Annotated in this window: 11 protein-coding genes; 3 read left to right on the forward strand and 8 right to left on the reverse strand. The window is 72.9% G+C overall.

Going from position 1 to position 14222, the window contains the following annotated elements; translation table 11 throughout:
- Nucleotides 1–22 precede the first annotated feature (22 nt).
- Together ACZ561_RS20760 and ACZ561_RS20765 are read right to left on the reverse strand one after the other, a co-directional pair.
- Complete coding sequence (locus ACZ561_RS20760; RefSeq protein WP_470996982.1) at nucleotides 23–982, reverse strand: DNA polymerase Y family protein; 960 nt, start codon at nucleotides 980–982, stop codon at nucleotides 23–25.
- Entirely contained in the window at nucleotides 979–4683 is a 3705-nt protein-coding gene (locus ACZ561_RS20765) for a DNA polymerase III subunit alpha (RefSeq protein ID WP_470996984.1), read from the reverse strand. Before ACZ561_RS20765 ends, ACZ561_RS20760 begins: the two co-directional genes overlap by 4 nt.
- Before the next feature lie 149 nt (nucleotides 4684–4832).
- On the opposite strand from ACZ561_RS20765, the gene ACZ561_RS20770 reads away from it, so the two are divergent.
- The 3 genes from ACZ561_RS20770 (at nucleotide 4833) to ACZ561_RS20780 (ending at nucleotide 7925) form a co-directional block, all read left to right on the forward strand.
- Nucleotides 4833–5870, forward strand: a complete 1038-nt coding sequence (locus ACZ561_RS20770) for a DUF3533 domain-containing protein (RefSeq protein ID WP_470996986.1) — start codon at nucleotides 4833–4835, stop codon at nucleotides 5868–5870.
- A gap of 188 nt (nucleotides 5871–6058) precedes the next feature.
- The gene (locus ACZ561_RS20775) at nucleotides 6059–7000 is read left to right on the forward strand and encodes a GNAT family N-acetyltransferase (protein WP_470996989.1); all 942 of its coding nucleotides are present in this window, start codon (nucleotides 6059–6061) and stop codon (nucleotides 6998–7000) included.
- 43 nt (nucleotides 7001–7043) lie between these two features.
- Nucleotides 7044–7925, forward strand: coding sequence for an alpha/beta fold hydrolase (locus ACZ561_RS20780; RefSeq protein WP_470996991.1), 882 nt, complete (start codon nucleotides 7044–7046; stop codon nucleotides 7923–7925).
- Here the strand turns inward: ACZ561_RS20780 and ACZ561_RS20785 are convergent.
- The 6 genes from ACZ561_RS20785 to ACZ561_RS20810 form a co-directional block, all read right to left on the reverse strand.
- Nucleotides 7904–8602: a hypothetical protein gene (locus ACZ561_RS20785; RefSeq protein ID WP_470996992.1), complete on the reverse strand. Its 699-nt coding sequence runs from the start codon at nucleotides 8600–8602 to the stop codon at nucleotides 7904–7906. The two genes, ACZ561_RS20780 and ACZ561_RS20785, sit on opposite strands and share 22 nt — an antisense overlap.
- A 105-nt stretch (nucleotides 8603–8707) precedes the next feature.
- Nucleotides 8708–9598, reverse strand: coding sequence for a S1 family peptidase (locus tag ACZ561_RS20790; protein WP_470996994.1), 891 nt, complete (start codon nucleotides 9596–9598; stop codon nucleotides 8708–8710).
- A 183-nt stretch (nucleotides 9599–9781) separates the two neighbouring features.
- The gene (locus ACZ561_RS20795; protein ID WP_470996996.1) at nucleotides 9782–10582 is read right to left on the reverse strand and encodes a DUF1684 domain-containing protein; all 801 of its coding nucleotides are present in this window, start codon (nucleotides 10580–10582) and stop codon (nucleotides 9782–9784) included.
- 75 nt (nucleotides 10583–10657) lie between these two features.
- The gene (locus tag ACZ561_RS20800) at nucleotides 10658–11410 is read right to left on the reverse strand and encodes an amino acid ABC transporter ATP-binding protein (RefSeq protein WP_470997214.1); all 753 of its coding nucleotides are present in this window, start codon (nucleotides 11408–11410) and stop codon (nucleotides 10658–10660) included.
- 79 nt (nucleotides 11411–11489) lie between these two features.
- The gene (locus tag ACZ561_RS20805; RefSeq protein WP_470996999.1) at nucleotides 11490–13289 is read right to left on the reverse strand and encodes an FAD/NAD(P)-binding protein; all 1800 of its coding nucleotides are present in this window, start codon (nucleotides 13287–13289) and stop codon (nucleotides 11490–11492) included.
- Entirely contained in the window at nucleotides 13286–14131 is an 846-nt protein-coding gene (locus ACZ561_RS20810) for an amino acid ABC transporter permease (protein ID WP_470997002.1), read from the reverse strand. Before ACZ561_RS20810 ends, ACZ561_RS20805 begins: the two co-directional genes overlap by 4 nt.
- Nucleotides 14132–14222 lie beyond the last annotated feature (91 nt).

Raw genomic sequence — 14222 nt, forward strand, 5'->3', positions numbered from 1 at the left:
TAGCAGGGCGTACGGGCGCAGGTCAGGCCGCCAACGAGCCCGGCACGATCGCCCCCGGGCCGAACCTCGCCCGCGCCCGGTCCGCCACCGCCTCGATCCGACGGGCCTTCTCGTCCGCCGGGTCGAAGGTCAGCTGATGCGCGGCCCCCTCCGCGGGCGCGAGCCCCTCCGCACGCAGCGCGATCCCCCGCACCCGGGCCCGCTGCAGCCCGAACGAACCATGGATCGCGTACGCCAGCGCGGTGAGCGCCGCCGAGTGGGCGGTCGGCTCGGGCAGCGTACGGGTACGGGTGGTGGTGGACCGGTCCGCGTACCGCACGGTCACCGCGAGGGAGCGGCACACCTGCTTCTCCGTACGCATCCTGGCGCCCAGCTCCCCGGCGAGCGCGAGCAGCGCCCTGCGATGCGCCGAGTGGTCCAACTCATCCTGGGAGAAGGCTTGTTCGGCCGCCATCGACCGGGAGAGCGCGTTCGGTACGACGGCGCTGCGGTCGATCCCCCGGGCCCGCTCCACCAGCTCGCGGCCGGCCTTCGCGCCGACGAGCCGCTGGAGCACGGCGAGCGGCGCGTCCGCGACCCGGCCGATGGAGTCGAGTCCGTACGCGCAGAGGGTACGGGCGGTGGCGCGGCCGACGCCGTCGAGCGCGACGACCGGGCGTTCCCGCAGGAAGGCGGCCGGGTCCTCGACGACGAGGGTGACGCCGGGGCGGGCCTCGCGGGCCGCCATCCGGGCCAGCATCGGGTTCGGCCCGGCCCCGATGACGCAGTCGGCTCCGTACAGGGCGAGCGCTCTGACCCGGACCACCGAGGCCAGTTCGACCGGGTTCCAGCCGAAGTAGCGCAGCGCGCCGCGGACGTCGGCGAGCAGGGTGTCGGGCGGGGCGGCCTCGACGACCGGGGTGAACTCACCGAGCAGTCCGACCAGTTGAGGGAGAAGCGCCTCTCCCGTGGATTCCAGCCGGAACCGTACACAGAGGATCATCCCGCGCTCCCCGGACTCTGGTGCCACAGCTTCCTGGACGGCGTCGCCGCGCCTTCGCCGGCCGGCTTCAGGTCCGCCCAGGCGTTCATCTCGTAACCGGTCTCCATCGTGATCCGGCGGCCGCCGTCGCCGTTTCCGGTGGGTGTCGGTGTGGGCTCCGCGAGCCGTGCGCCCACCGCTTCCAGGCCTCCGGTGGCCCGCAGCTCCACCAGCTCGGCGAGGTTCCAGGCCGCGGATCCGACCACGCTGAGGCTGCGCGGGCCGCGCCGCTGCACCACACCCCGGACAAGGAGCAGCCAGGAGTGGAAGACGGTGTGGGCGCAGGCCTCGTGGGAGTCGTCGAAGAAGGCGAGGTCGACCAGGCCCGTACCGTCGTCGAGCGTGGTGAAGATGACCCTCTTTCCGGAGCGGATCGGCGGGGTCTGGGTGGCCGCCTTGGCGCCCGCGACCAGCACGGTCTGCCCGTGCGGGGCCTCGCGCAGCCGCTTGGCGGAGACCACGCCGAGTTCGCGCAGGAAGGCGTGGTGGTCGCCCATGAGGTGGCGCGAGGCGTCCATGCCGAGGACGCCCAGCTCGGCGCTGAGCCGCTCCGACTCGTCGAGGTCGGGCAGGCCGATGGGAGCGGTCTTCCGGCCCTGGGCGAGCGGGAGTTGGCCGCCGTAGGAGGCGGCCCCGCGCTGGACGCGGTGGAGTTCGGTCAGGTGCAGGAGCAGATCGCGGCGGTTGGCGCCGAAGGCGTCCAACGCGCCGACCTGCGCCAGTCGTTCGGCGACCGGTTTGCGCGGGCGGGCCCGCTCCCAGAAGTCGAGCAGCGAGGCGTACGGCTGGCCGGCCTCGATCCGCGCGCTCTCCGCCTCGCTGATGCCGTGGACGTCGGCGAGGGCGAGCCGCAGGCCCCACCGTTTCGGCGTACCGGACACCAGTTCGATTCGATGGGTTGCCGCCGAACGGTTCACATCCAGCGGCAGCACCGGCACCCCGCGCCGCCGCGCGTCCGCGAGCAGCAGCCGCTTCGGGTACATCCCCGGGTCGTGGGTGAGCAGCCCGGCGTAGAAGGCCGCCGGGTGGTGCGCCTTGAGCCAGGCCGACTGGTAGGTGGGGACGGCGAAGGCGACCGCGTGCGCCTTGCAGAAGCCGTACGAGCCGAAGGCCTCCACGATCTCCCAGGTGCGGGCGATGACCTCGTAGTCGTACCCCCGTCTCTCGGCCCGCTGGGCGAACCAGATCTTGATCCGGCCCTGCGACTCGGGATGCGAGAGCCCGCGCCGGACCTGGTCGGCCTCGCCCCGGCCGCAGCCGGTCATGATCCGCACGATCTCGATGATCTGCTCGTGGAAGACGACGACGCCGTACGTCTCCCTCAGCGCTCCCTCCAGGTCCGGGTGCGGGTAGCGGACGGGGGCCCGGCCGTGGCGGGCCTCGATGAACGGGCGGACCATGTCGGCGGCGACCGGCCCCGGCCGGAAGAGCGAGATGTCGACGACGAGGTCGTGGAAGGTGGCCGGCTGGAGCCGGCCGACCAGGTCGCGCTGGCCCGGCGACTCGATCTGGAAGCAGCCGAGGGTCTCGGTGGACTGGATGAGCCGGTACGTCCCGGGGTCGCCGGCCGGCACCTGCGCCGGGTCGTCGATGTCCAGCCGTTCGCCCGTGGCGCGCTGCACCTCCGCGACGGCATGGGCCATCGCGGACTGCATCCGCACCCCGAGGACGTCGAGCTTGAGCAGCCCGAGGTCCTCCACGTCCTCCTTGTCGAACTGGGCCATGGGAAATCCCTCGCCGCTGGTGGGCACGACGGGGGTACGGGTGAGCAGCGAGGCGTCCGAGAGCAGCACCCCGCACGGGTGCATGGCGATCCCGCGCGGCAGCGCGTCGAGGGCCTCGACCAGCTCCCAGAGCTTGCCGTACGTCTGCTTCTCGCCCGCGAGTTCGCGCAGCTCGGGCAGTTCGTCGAGGGCGGCGAGCGCGTCCCGGGCCCGGATGTGCGGGAACGCCTTGGCGATCCGGTCGATCTCGGCCGGATCCATGGAGAGGGCGGCGCCCACGTCCCGTACCGCGTGGCGGACCCGATAGGTCTCCGGCATGGCGACGGTGGCGACCCGCTCGGTGCCGAAGCGGTCCATGATCGCGCGGTAGACCTCCAGACGGCGGGCGGACTCCACGTCGATGTCGATGTCGGGCAGTGCGGTGCGGTTCTTGGAGAGGAAGCGCTCCATGAGGAGTCCGTGCTCGACCGGGTCGGCGTGGGCGATGCCGAGGAGGTGGTTGACGAGCGAGCCGGCACCGGAGCCGCGCGCGGCGACCCTGATCCCCATGCTCTTCACGTCGTCGACGACCTGGGCGACCGTCAGGAAGTAGGTGGCGAAGCCGTGGTGGGCGATGATGTCGAGCTCGCGGTGCATCCGGTCCCAGTACACGCGCCGGCCGGGACCGCGGTCGTACCCCCGCAGGACCATGCCGGCGGAGGCCCGGGAGGCCAGCACGCGCTGGGCGGTGCGGTGTGCGGCGCCGACGAGGTACGGCTCGGGAAAGTGGGCGGAGCCCATGCCGAGGTCGTCCTGGGGGTCGACCACGCAGCCGTCGGCGACCGCCATGGTCTGGTCGAGCAGCCGGTGCGCGGTGTCCCTGCGGAAGCCGGCCGCCTCGACGACCCGCTCGGCGGTGGCCAGCATGTCGCCGGCGTCCTTCAGCCAGGCCTCGCCGCTGTCGAGTTCCTTGCGGGGGTCGATGGGGACGAGACGGCGGGCGGAGTCGAGGACGTCGGCGACGGGGCCCTGGCCGGAGTCCGCGTACCGGACCGCGTTGCTGAGGACCGGGCGGACACCCTGCTCGGCGGCGAAGCCGACGGTGCGGGCGGCGAGCCGGAGCGAACCCGGGCCGGTACCGGAGCGGCCGTGGTGGACCGCCTCCAGACGCAGGGCGTCGCCGTATCGCTCGCGCCAGGGGACGAGGAGCCGGGCGGCCCGGTCGGGGCGGCCCGCGGCGAGAGCCCGGCCGACGTCGGACGCGGGACCGAGGAGCACGGTCAGATCGTCGCCGTGGTTGGCGTCCCAGGGCAGCCGCGGCTGCTCCCCCTCCGTGTGAGCGGCGGTGATCATCCGGCAGAGCGCGGCCCAGCCGGCCGCGGAGCGGGCGAGGAGGACGACACGGGACGCGGACTCGTCGACGAAGGCGCCGCCCCGCACGGGCACCCGCCGCGCGGAGGTTCCGGCCACCCGTACCGGCCACCCGGCCGCACCGGAGCCCTGGGCGGATCCTCCGCCACCGCCGGACCCGGCCGCTCCCGCCCCGGAGGCGGACTCGCCGCCGCCGGAGGCTGACGTGACGGACGGGACGGACCCGTCCGACGCGCGCCCCGCCGGACCGGAGCCGTTCGCGGCACGCGCACCCGAGCCGCCGGACCCGGCCGCCCCCGCGCCGCCGAACCCGTTCACGGCGTACACGCGCGCACCACCACCCTGCCCCCGCCCCGCCGGCGCGGGCGCCGGATCCGCGATCGCGAGGTCCACGCCGAGCAGAGGGCGCACCCCCGCCTCCGCGCAGGCCTTCGCGAAGCGGACCACGCCCGCGACCGTGTCCCGGTCCGTGAGCGCCAGGGCGTCCATGCCCCTTTCGGCGGCGCGCTGGGCCAGCCGCTCGGGATGCGAGGCGCCGTAGCGCAGGGAGAAACCCGATGCGGTGTGCAGATGCGCGAACCCCGGCATGTGCACCTCCCACATCGATTCGTACGTACGTTCCCACCCCCTCCCTCTCACCCTAACTCATTTCGAACGTGCGTACGATACGCCGCGCGCATCATCCGTTCGGACCCATCCCACCTGCGCAAACACCACCTGCCCCGGAGCGTGGGGGCATGAGTCTCGCCGCTGAACTGAAGAGTGCCGTCACCCCGCGAGCAGCCCTGCTCGTCATCGGTGTGCTCGCCCTCCAGCTGCTGTTCATCACCTCGTACGTCGGGGCGCTGCACAACCCGAAGCCGAGGGACGTGCCCTTCGGTGTGGTCGCACCCCCGCAGGTCTCCGCCCAGCTCGTCCGGCAGCTGGGCGGACTCCCCGGCGAGCCGCTGGATCCCCGCACGGTCACGGACGAGGCCGAGGCCCGGAAGCAGATCCTGAACCGGGAGATCGACGGCGCCCTGGTGGTGAACCCGGCCAGGACCACCGACACCCTGCTCGTCGCCTCCGGCGGCGGCACCGTGCTCTCCTCCGCCCTGGACGCCCTCTTCACCAGGCTCGAGGGCGCCAACCAGCGCACCATCAGAACCGTCGACGTGGCACCCGCCTCCCCCGAGGACTTCGACGGCCTCTCGGCCTTCTACCTCGTCGTCGGCTGGTGCGTCGGCGGCTACATCTGCGCCGCGATCCTCGCCATCAGCTCGGGCGCGCGACCCGCCAACCCTGAGCGCGCGATCATCCGTCTCGGCGTGCTCGCGGTCTACGCGATCCTCGGCGGCCTCGGCGGCGCGGTCATCGTGGGTCCGATCCTCGGCGCCCTGCCGGGCAGTGTCGCGGCGCTGTGGGGCCTGGGCGCCCTCGTCGTCTTCGCGGTCGGCGCGGCGACCCTGGCCCTGCAGTCGGTCTTCGGCATCGTCGGTATCGGTCTCGCGATCCTGCTGATCGTGGTCGCGGGCAACCCGAGCGCCGGCGGCGCCTTCCCGCTGCCGATGCTGCCACCGTTCTGGAACGCGATCGGCCCCGCCCTGCCCCCGGGCGCCGGGACCTGGGTGGCGCGCTCGATCGCGTACTTCAAGGGCAACGACGTCACCGGCTCGCTGCTGGTGCTCTCCGCCTGGGCCGTCGTCGGCAGCGCGATCACGCTGGTGATGTCCTCGCTGAAGCACAAGCCGGGGACGGAGCCGACGGCCGAGGAACCCGGCGCGGCCACGACGTGAGCGCACGCGGTCGACCGGCGCCCCGTCCACGCGGTCGGCCGACGCCTCCTCCACGCGGGCGCCGACGTCCACGCGGGCGCCGGGCGCCGAGTCCGCGTGAGCGGTGACCGTGAAATCCCCTGGCCCGTAGGCCACTCGGCGGCTAGGTTCGCGAGGCAGACCACTCCCGAACCGAGAAGGCTCTCTCTGTGACGATCGTCCGTCCCGCCCGTCCCGACGAACTCCCCGCCCTGGTCGAGCACTCCGATGACACCGAGCGCAACGCCGCCACCCGTGCGTACCTCACCCAGCTTCTCGACAACGCGTGCACCCGGCCCGAATGGTGTCTGGTGGCCGAGGACGGCGACGGACGGCTCATCGGCAGCGTGGTGCTGTGGACCATCCCTGGACACGAAGTTCCGCTCGCCGTGGTGCTGTTCGAGGCTCCGGCGGACTCGCCGGAGACAGGGACCGCGCTGCTCGACGCGGCGGCCGCCAAGGCGAGGGAGCTGGGCGCGACGGATCTGGAGCATGTCGTCGACTCCCCCGCCCAGGCCCCGCAGTTCCAGCGGGACCCGGAGCGCCGGGGCGAGCTGCTGCGCAACGCCGGCTACGAAGTGGTCCGTGACGGGCGCCGGTTCAGCCTCCAGAACCCCGGTGAAACCGCCGGCCTGCCCGCCGACGACCCCCGTCTGACCTTCCGCTCGCTCGCCGAACTCGGTCCCGAGCCCTTCGTCGCCGTTCTGGCGGAGCTGCTCGCGGACACCGCGGACGCCCGGCTCGCGGCGGACGTACGGCAGCACGGCGCCCGGCGCGCGGCGGAGCTGCTCTTCGAGGAGACGGCCGAGCTGAAGCACGAGCCCGAGTGGTGGGAGCTCGGCTACGACGCGGACGGCACCGTCGCCGTGATCAGCTTGCCCGCCGAGAACCCCAGCGTTCCGGTGATCGGCTTCGTCGGCGTCGTACCGGCCCACCGCGGCAAGGGATACGCGACCTCCGTCGTGGTCCGGGGCACCCGTGTCCTGGCCGCCGCGGGCGCCACCGAGATCCGCGGGGACTGCGACGCCGCCAACGTGGCGATGGCGAGGGCCTTCGAGCGAGCCGGGTACGTGAACTTCGCCGACCGCCTGGAGTTCGCCCGCACCCTCTGAGACGAGGTACGGGCGGCCGCCCCGGCCAGTACGATCCGAGGCCATGGGCAAGCATGTGCGCACCGACGACGGCCGCCTGCTGATGGCCGAGGAATGGGGGAACCCCTCGGGCACCCCCGTACTGCTACAGCACGGCACGCCGGGCAGCCGGCTGGGCACCGCGCTGCCCGACCTCGCGGCCCACCATCCCGACGTCCGGTTCTTCGCCTACGACCGTCCCGGGTACGGCGGCTCGGACCGGCTCCCCGGCCGCCGGGTCGCCGACGCGGCCCGGGACGCCGCGGCCGTCGCCGACGCGCTGGGGATCGAACGCTTCGCCGTGGTCGGACGCTCCGGCGGCGCCCCGCACGCGCTCGCCTGCGCGGCCCTGCTGCCCGGCCGCGTCCGGGCGGCCGCTGCGCTGGTGACCATCGCGCCCCGGGACGCGGCGGGCCTGGACTGGTTCGCCGGCATGACACCGTTCAACGTCCGCGAGTACGGACTGGCCACCGAGTCGCCCGAGCTGCTCGACGAGGACCTCGCGGCGCGGGCCGCGGCCGTCCGGAAGGATCCGGAGGGTCTCGTCGAGGACCTGCGGGCCGAGCTGTCCGAGCACGACCTGCCGATCGTCTCCGACCCCGCCGTGCGCGCCACGCTGCTGCGCACCTACCGCGAGGCTCTCGGCACCTCGCACCACGGCTGGACCGACGACTGCCTGGCCTTCACCCGGCCATGGGGCTTCGAGGTCTCCGACGTGACCACCCCGGTCCTGCTCTGGCACGGCCTCGACGACGCGTTCTCGCCGCCCTCCCACACCCGTTGGCTGGCCGCACGGATCGCCGGATCCACCCTCGTCCTGGAGCCGGACGCCGGTCATTTCGCGGCGCAGTACGCGCTGCCCCATGTCCTGAAGTGGCTGCGGGCTCAGGAGGACGGCGGCGCGTAGGCGCTCGCCCGGGCGCCCTCGAGACAGTTCATGATCCGCTCATGGCTGTCGCCCACCGTGTCGACGACCCGCACCCGGATGTAGAAGGCGTCGACCTCGGCGACGAAGCGCCGGGAGAAGGAGGCGACCGTCAGGGTGTCGTAACTTCCCGTGCCCACCAGCGGGAACCGGCCGAAGGAGACGATCTGGAAGTCCTCCTTGACGGTCAGCCCGGCCGCGGTCAGCACGTCCACCGCGCCGGCGACATCGGTCCAGGAGGCGGGGGCGGCCTCTCCGGGAAGGACGATTCCGCATTCGTACCGCTCGATCACGGCGGTGTGCTGCCCTCCGTTGAGCAGTCCCACCCGCCACTCGTCCGCGCCGCTCCGCAGGTTCCCGCTCGCCCAGTCGGCCCGCAGCCCGAGGTAGGGCCGGACGGTGCGGGCGTACTGCGCCCGGCCCAGAACCGCAGCCGCGGCGACCGCGAGCAGGCTGCCCAGCGGCTCCATGTCCAGGAGTTGCAGCCGCCAGGGCCAGTCGGTCCTGGCCTCCTCCGTCATGTTGGCGCGCACGATCTCCCAGCCGAGGACGGCGGTGAGCAGCACGAGCAGCACGATCGGTGCCGTGTAGAGAAGCGGACTGCGCCGGACACGGCGCTGGGCGCGTGCGGCGTGTATCGCTCCCGGCCTTGATGTCACACGCTCTCCCCCGCCACGAGTCCATGCGTCGGGTCCCCCGGGCACGGCGCGCCCGGGGGACCCGACATCGTTCGGATCATCGTGCTACGGAGGCACGGCCTCCGGCTAGTACACGCTGACGCCGTAGGCGCTCAGCGCCTCGGTGACCGGCTGGAAGAAGGTCGTACCGCCCGAGGAGCAGTTGCCGCTGCCGCCGGAGGTGAGACCGATGGCGCGGCTGCCCGAGTAGAGCGGACCACCGGAGTCGCCGGGCTCGGCGCACACGTTGGTGCGGATCATGCCGTACACGATGTCGCCGCCGCCGTAGTTCACCGTGGCGTTGAGGCCGGTCACCGAACCGCTGTGGGTGCCGGTGGTGGAGCCGCGACGCGTCACGGACATGCCGACGGTGGCGTTGGCCGCGCTGGTGATGTCGACGCTGCCGACCGTGCCGGACTTGGTGACGGAGCTGTTGGTGTACCGGACGATGCCGTAGTCGTTGGTCGGGAAGCTGGATCCCGAGGTGGAGCCGAGCACGGTGGTGCGACCGGAGTTGGAGTACCAGGTCCCCGCACCGTCGGTGCAGTGTCCGGCGGTGAGGAAGTAGTAGTTGCCCGCGCTGTCACGGACGTTGAAGCCGAGGGAGCAGCGCCAGCTGCTGGCATAGATCGCGTCGCCGCCGGAGATCAGCTTGTTGAACTTTCCGGGGGTGCGCTCGACACGGATCGCGCCGGCGTTGGCGCCCGCCTGACGCTTGATCTTGGCGATCTCCGCCTGCGACACGGTGGAATCGGCGGTCACGACCAGCGTGTTGGTGGCTTGGTCCACGTGCCAGGCGGTACCGGCCACGTCGGCGGTGAGCACGGCGTCGCCCGCGGCGGCGAGCTGCGTCGCGCCGAAGGTCTGTGCGGTGTCGGCGTTCGCGGCGGGGACGGCGACCGCGACCGCGGCGGCGAGGCCGGTGGCGACGGCGAGCAGTCGGACGGTTCTCGTGGGGGTGGTGCGCTTGATCCTCACTTCGCGTTCCTCCAGAGGGGAATCGGGGGCCCGACGTGGGGTGTCGGGCCCGTGAGGCGCGGCCCGGGGCCGGCGCTGTGGGGGAGTCTCCGGCCGCCCGTACCACTGCCGCAAGGGCGCCTTTCGGCCGTACCGTACGACGCTCAACTACCGCCCGGTGCGAGGCATCTGCACTGGTACCGGTCAGCCCTCGACCAGCCGTCGCTCCCCGGCCGGCACCGCGGTGTCCAGGGTGTTTCCCGGTGGCGGGAACGGGCAGATGAAGTGGTCCGCGAACGCGCACGGCGGCAGCAGAGCCCGGTTGAAGTCGACCGTCACCGTGCCGTCCGCCGCCGGCGCGGGGGGACGCAGGAATCGGAACCGGTAGCTGTCCCGGCCGCTGGTGAGGTCCGCGAAGACCGCCCAGAGCGTGCCGTCGTCCTCCACCGCGACCTGGAGCGTGTGCTCGACGCCATGGAGTTCGAAGGAGAGCTCGCCGGCCAGACCGAGCCCGCGCTCCTTCCCGTCGGCGTTCTCCACCCGGACGCTGCGGGACCGCTCGTAGGCGCGGAAGGCTCCGGGCACCACCCAGCGCTCGTCGTACGGAGACGCCTCGATGCCCCGGAAGGTGCGGCGCGCCTGCGACTCGGGGTCGAAGTCCCTTACGGCCCACAGTCCTTCGCGGCGCAGCACGACAAGACGCCGACCGGCGGACTCGGCCCGGGACTCGTGGATCGGGGCGTGGTCCGCGGTGAGCCGGACGCTGCCGATCAGGGGCTTGCCGTCGACGGTGATCGCGTCCTCGGCGCCGGCCGTCAGGACCACCTCGTCTCCGCCGTCGTGCCAGCGCCCGGGAACGGCCGGAATTCGCCCCTCCGGGTAGTCGGAGAGCCAGTACGTACCGGTGAGGGAAAGCGGGCCGTACGACGAGGCGACCGCCGCCGTGCGCTGTTCGTGCCAGTGCTGCCAGTCCTGCTGTGCGCCCTGTCGGGGATCCGTGCTCATGGTGTTCAACCTTTCCACAGGGCGTCGGCTCTCGGGGCGTGGCCGGCCGTGCGGGTCGTCGTCGGGTAGGGCTGGTCAGAGGACTTTGGAGAGGAAGGCGCGGGTGCGCTCGTGGCGGGGGTTGTCGAGCACCTCGGCGGGCGGGCCCTGCTCGACGATCCGGCCCTCGTCCATGAAGACGACGGTGTCGGCGACCTCGCGGGCGAAGCCGATCTCGTGCGTGACGACGATCATCGTGGTGCCGGAGGCGGCGAGGTCCTTGATGACGTCGAGGACCTCGCCGACCAGCTCGGGGTCGAGTGCGGAGGTCGGCTCGTCGAAGAGCAGCAGCTTCGGTTCGAGGGCGAGCGCGCGGGCGATGGCGACCCGTTGCTGCTGGCCACCGGAGAGCTGTCCGGGGTACGCCTCCGCCTTGTCGGCAAGCCCGACCCGGTCGAGGAGCCTCTCGGCGGCGGCGACGGCGTCCTTGCGTGGGCGTTTCAGGGCGGAGACGGGTGCCTCGACGATGTTCTCGACCACCGTGAGGTGCGGGAAGAGATGGAAGTTCTGGAAGACGAAGCCGATCCTGGTGCGCTGCTTGAGGATCTCTCGTTCACGCAGTTCGTGGAGCTTGTTCCCGGAACGGCGGTAGCCGACGAGGGTGCCGTCGACGCTGATCCGGCCGCTGTCGACCTTCTCCAGGTGGTTGATGGTCCGCAGCAGGGTGGACTTGCCGGAGCCGGACGGGCCGAGGACGACGGCGACCTCCCCCGCCCGGACGTCGAGGTCGATGCCCCGGAGCACGTCGAGCGCGCCGAAGGACTTGTGGACGGACCGGACTTCGACCATGGAGCTCATCGGGCGCTCCCCTTCGGGTAGTGGTGTTCGACGGAGTGGGGGACGGGCACCGGTGGCGCGCGTGGTGGGCTCAGGCGCTCAGCGGGGCACGGCAGGAGAGGTCGCGCAGGAGCGCCAGCGCGGTCCGCGCCGTCGCGTCGTTCTGGCGGAAGGCGGCACCGCCGGTGCGCGGACGGGTGAAGGCGCCGCCGGCCCGGGAGGTGGTGTGCGGGCCGAGCGCGAAACGGCGCGGGTGAGGACGCCCACCGCGCTCCAGGATCCGCCCGTCGGCGGGGTCGACGGCGAGCAGCCCGGCCGCGGTGGCCCGGGCGCCGTCCTCGTGGAGGGCGCGGAGCAGCGGGCTGCCGGTGTGTTCCACGGTCGGGTCCGGGAGCCGGGCCTCGACCAGGGCGCGGGCGTCGGTCCACTCCCCCGGGACGCTCATCGAGTGGGCGCGGAAGACCCCGCGTTCCTCGTCGGCCACCACGGTCGTCCCGGCGCCGAGGAAGCGGACGATCCCGGCGCGGGAGAGCGCGAGCAGCTGGTGGAGCCGGGGGCCGGGCGGTCCGGAGGCGAGGAAGCTGAAGAAGCCGTGCCACCAGTCGCGCGGGTCGCCGGTGTCGCCGAGCCGGAGGAGCTGCCCGTAGACCGAGAGCAGCGCGGTGAAGACCGCCAGGTCCGGGCTGTGTCCGGGGTCGTGGCGCCGGGCCAGGTCGTCGGCGACATGGCGGCGCAGCCCGTCCTGGAGGGCCTCGGGCGAGGCGAAGCGCACCCCGTCCAGGGGGTGGTCGAGGGCGTCCGGGTCGAGCCGGTCGGCGGGGTCGGGGACGGCGGCGGCGACGAGGGCGGCCAGCTCGGCCCCACCGGGAGCCGCGGCCGCGTACTTCTCCTCGAAGTCGGTCCACGCGGCGGTGGTCCGCTCCGGGTGGGCTGCGAAGAGCCGGTGGTAGTGGGCCCAGCCGAGCTCCTTGTCGACGAGGGGCCAGATGTCGCGGCGGAAGTCGAGCCGCCCGGGCCGCCTCAGCAGCTCGTCGACCTGGGCGGGGCCGAAGAAGCGGGGCAGCGGGGGCCGTTCGCCCTCCAGCGCGTACCCGATCTTGGAGTGGTACGGCACCCCGCGCCGGGATCCGACGTACAGGACCGGCTCACGCCCGGACGGTACGTACTCCAGTCGCTCGGCCCGCTCCTCGTAGCGCCCGCCGCGGCCCTCGGTGAGCAGCACCATCAGGTCGACGAAGGCGAGACCGAAGCCGCGTACGAGCACCGGTTCACCGGCGGGCAGCGCGGACAGGTCGGTGTCGGCGGTGAAGCCGGGTGGGAGGTGGAGCAGCCCGTGGCGCTTGGCGAAGTCGGCCGACCGGCGCTGTTCGTCGTCGGGTTCGGCGTCGAGGTGGCCGAGGGTGAGCACGACGAGGTCGGCGAGGAGCGGCACGGAACGGTCTTCCAGCCAGACCCGCTGGCGCCCGTCGCGCGGGCCGCCGACCCGGACCGCGCGGGTGCGGTGCTCGTGGACGGTGACCGAGGCGGGCAGCGCGGCGCGGGCCTCCTCGTACACCCAGCGCAGGTAGGCGCCCTGCTGGGGGCGGCTGGGGAACGTGCGGCCGTCGAGTCCGGCCCACTCGGCGAGGGTGGGTCCCGGCCGCACCGGGCCGTCGATGTCCACCGTCTCGTCGGTGAACATGGTGACGTCCTCGGCCTGCGAGTTCATCCAGAGCAGGGGTGACTGCCCGGTGCGCCAGATGCGTCCGCCGCCGGCCGGGTGCGGGTCGACGAGATGGACGTCCAGGGGCCGGTCCCCGTACAGCTCCGGCAGGTTGGCGGCGAGCCGTTCCAGGAAGCCGGTCCCCCGCGGCCCGGCGCCCACGATCACGACGGACGGGTTCCGCGTCATCGTGCACCGGCCGTGCCGCGGGCGTAGTACCGCTCGACGTGGTGCTGTCCGACGCTGAGGACCGAGGTGACGAGGACGTACCAGATCGTGGCGACCAGGAGGAGCGGCACGACCTGGTAGGTGCGGTGGTAGACGAGCTGCACGGAGTGGAGCAGGTCCTGGACGGCGATGACGGAGACGATGGAGGTGCCCTTGAGCGTGCCGATCAGCATGTTCCCGGCGGGCGGCACGATCGAGCGCATGGCCTGCGGGAGCACGATCCGGGTGAGCCGACGCCACCGCCCGAGGCCGAGGGACTGGGCGGCCTCGATCTGGCCGCGGTCGACGGACAGGATGCCGCCGCGCACCACCTCGGCGGCGTACGCGGCCTCGTGCAGGGTGAGTCCGATGATGGCGACCGCGACGGGGCCGAGGAGGTTGACGGTGTCGACGCCGAGGACCGTCGGGTAGAGCGCCCCGATGTTGAACCAGAAGAGCAGCTGGACCAGGATCGGCGTGGAGCGGAAGAACCAGATGTAGCCCCAGCCGACCGCACGGAGCACGGGGTTGGCGGAGAGTCTGAAGACGGCGAGCAGGGTGCCGAGGGCGAAGCCGAGGACCATGACGAGGGCGGTCAGCCAGAGGGTGAGACCCAGTCCGCGCAGGACGGCGGTCGAGGTGAAGTACTCGCCGACGACGTCCCATTGGAAGGCTCTGTTGCGGACGACCGAGACGATTCCGAGCGCGAGCAGCGCCAGAACGACGGCGGCCGCGGCCCATTGGCCGGTGCGGCGGGCGGGGACGATACGGAGGGGGGCGGCCGGCGGGGCCGCGGAAGGGTTCTTGGTGAGGGTCGCGGACATGCGAAGGCTCCGTGGATTCCAGAGACGGATCGAACACGGGTGTGCGCCTTCACGCGCGGCGAGCACGGATCCGAGCCCCTCAGCTCGATCC

The sequence above is a fragment of the Streptomyces sp. NPDC039609 genome, from assembly GCF_055596705.1.

What these genes read in the sequence shown, in the direction of transcription:
- ACZ561_RS20760 (WP_470996982.1), bottom strand. Translation starts at nt 982, where the DNA reads ATGATCCTCTGTGTACGGTTCCGGCTGGAATCCACGGGAGAGGCGCTT.
- ACZ561_RS20800 (WP_470997214.1), bottom strand. Translation starts at nt 11,410, where the DNA reads ATGGTCGAAGTCCGGTCCGTCCACAAGTCCTTCGGCGCGCTCGACGTG.
- ACZ561_RS20780 (WP_470996991.1), top strand. Translation starts at nt 7,044, where the DNA reads ATGGGCAAGCATGTGCGCACCGACGACGGCCGCCTGCTGATGGCCGAG.
- ACZ561_RS20805 (WP_470996999.1), bottom strand. Translation starts at nt 13,289, where the DNA reads ATGACGCGGAACCCGTCCGTCGTGATCGTGGGCGCCGGGCCGCGGGGG.
- ACZ561_RS20810 (WP_470997002.1), bottom strand. Translation starts at nt 14,131, where the DNA reads ATGTCCGCGACCCTCACCAAGAACCCTTCCGCGGCCCCGCCGGCCGCC.
- ACZ561_RS20765 (WP_470996984.1), bottom strand. Translation starts at nt 4,683, where the DNA reads ATGCCGGGGTTCGCGCATCTGCACACCGCATCGGGTTTCTCCCTGCGC.
- ACZ561_RS20795 (WP_470996996.1), bottom strand. Translation starts at nt 10,582, where the DNA reads ATGAGCACGGATCCCCGACAGGGCGCACAGCAGGACTGGCAGCACTGG.
- ACZ561_RS20770 (WP_470996986.1), top strand. Translation starts at nt 4,833, where the DNA reads ATGAGTCTCGCCGCTGAACTGAAGAGTGCCGTCACCCCGCGAGCAGCC.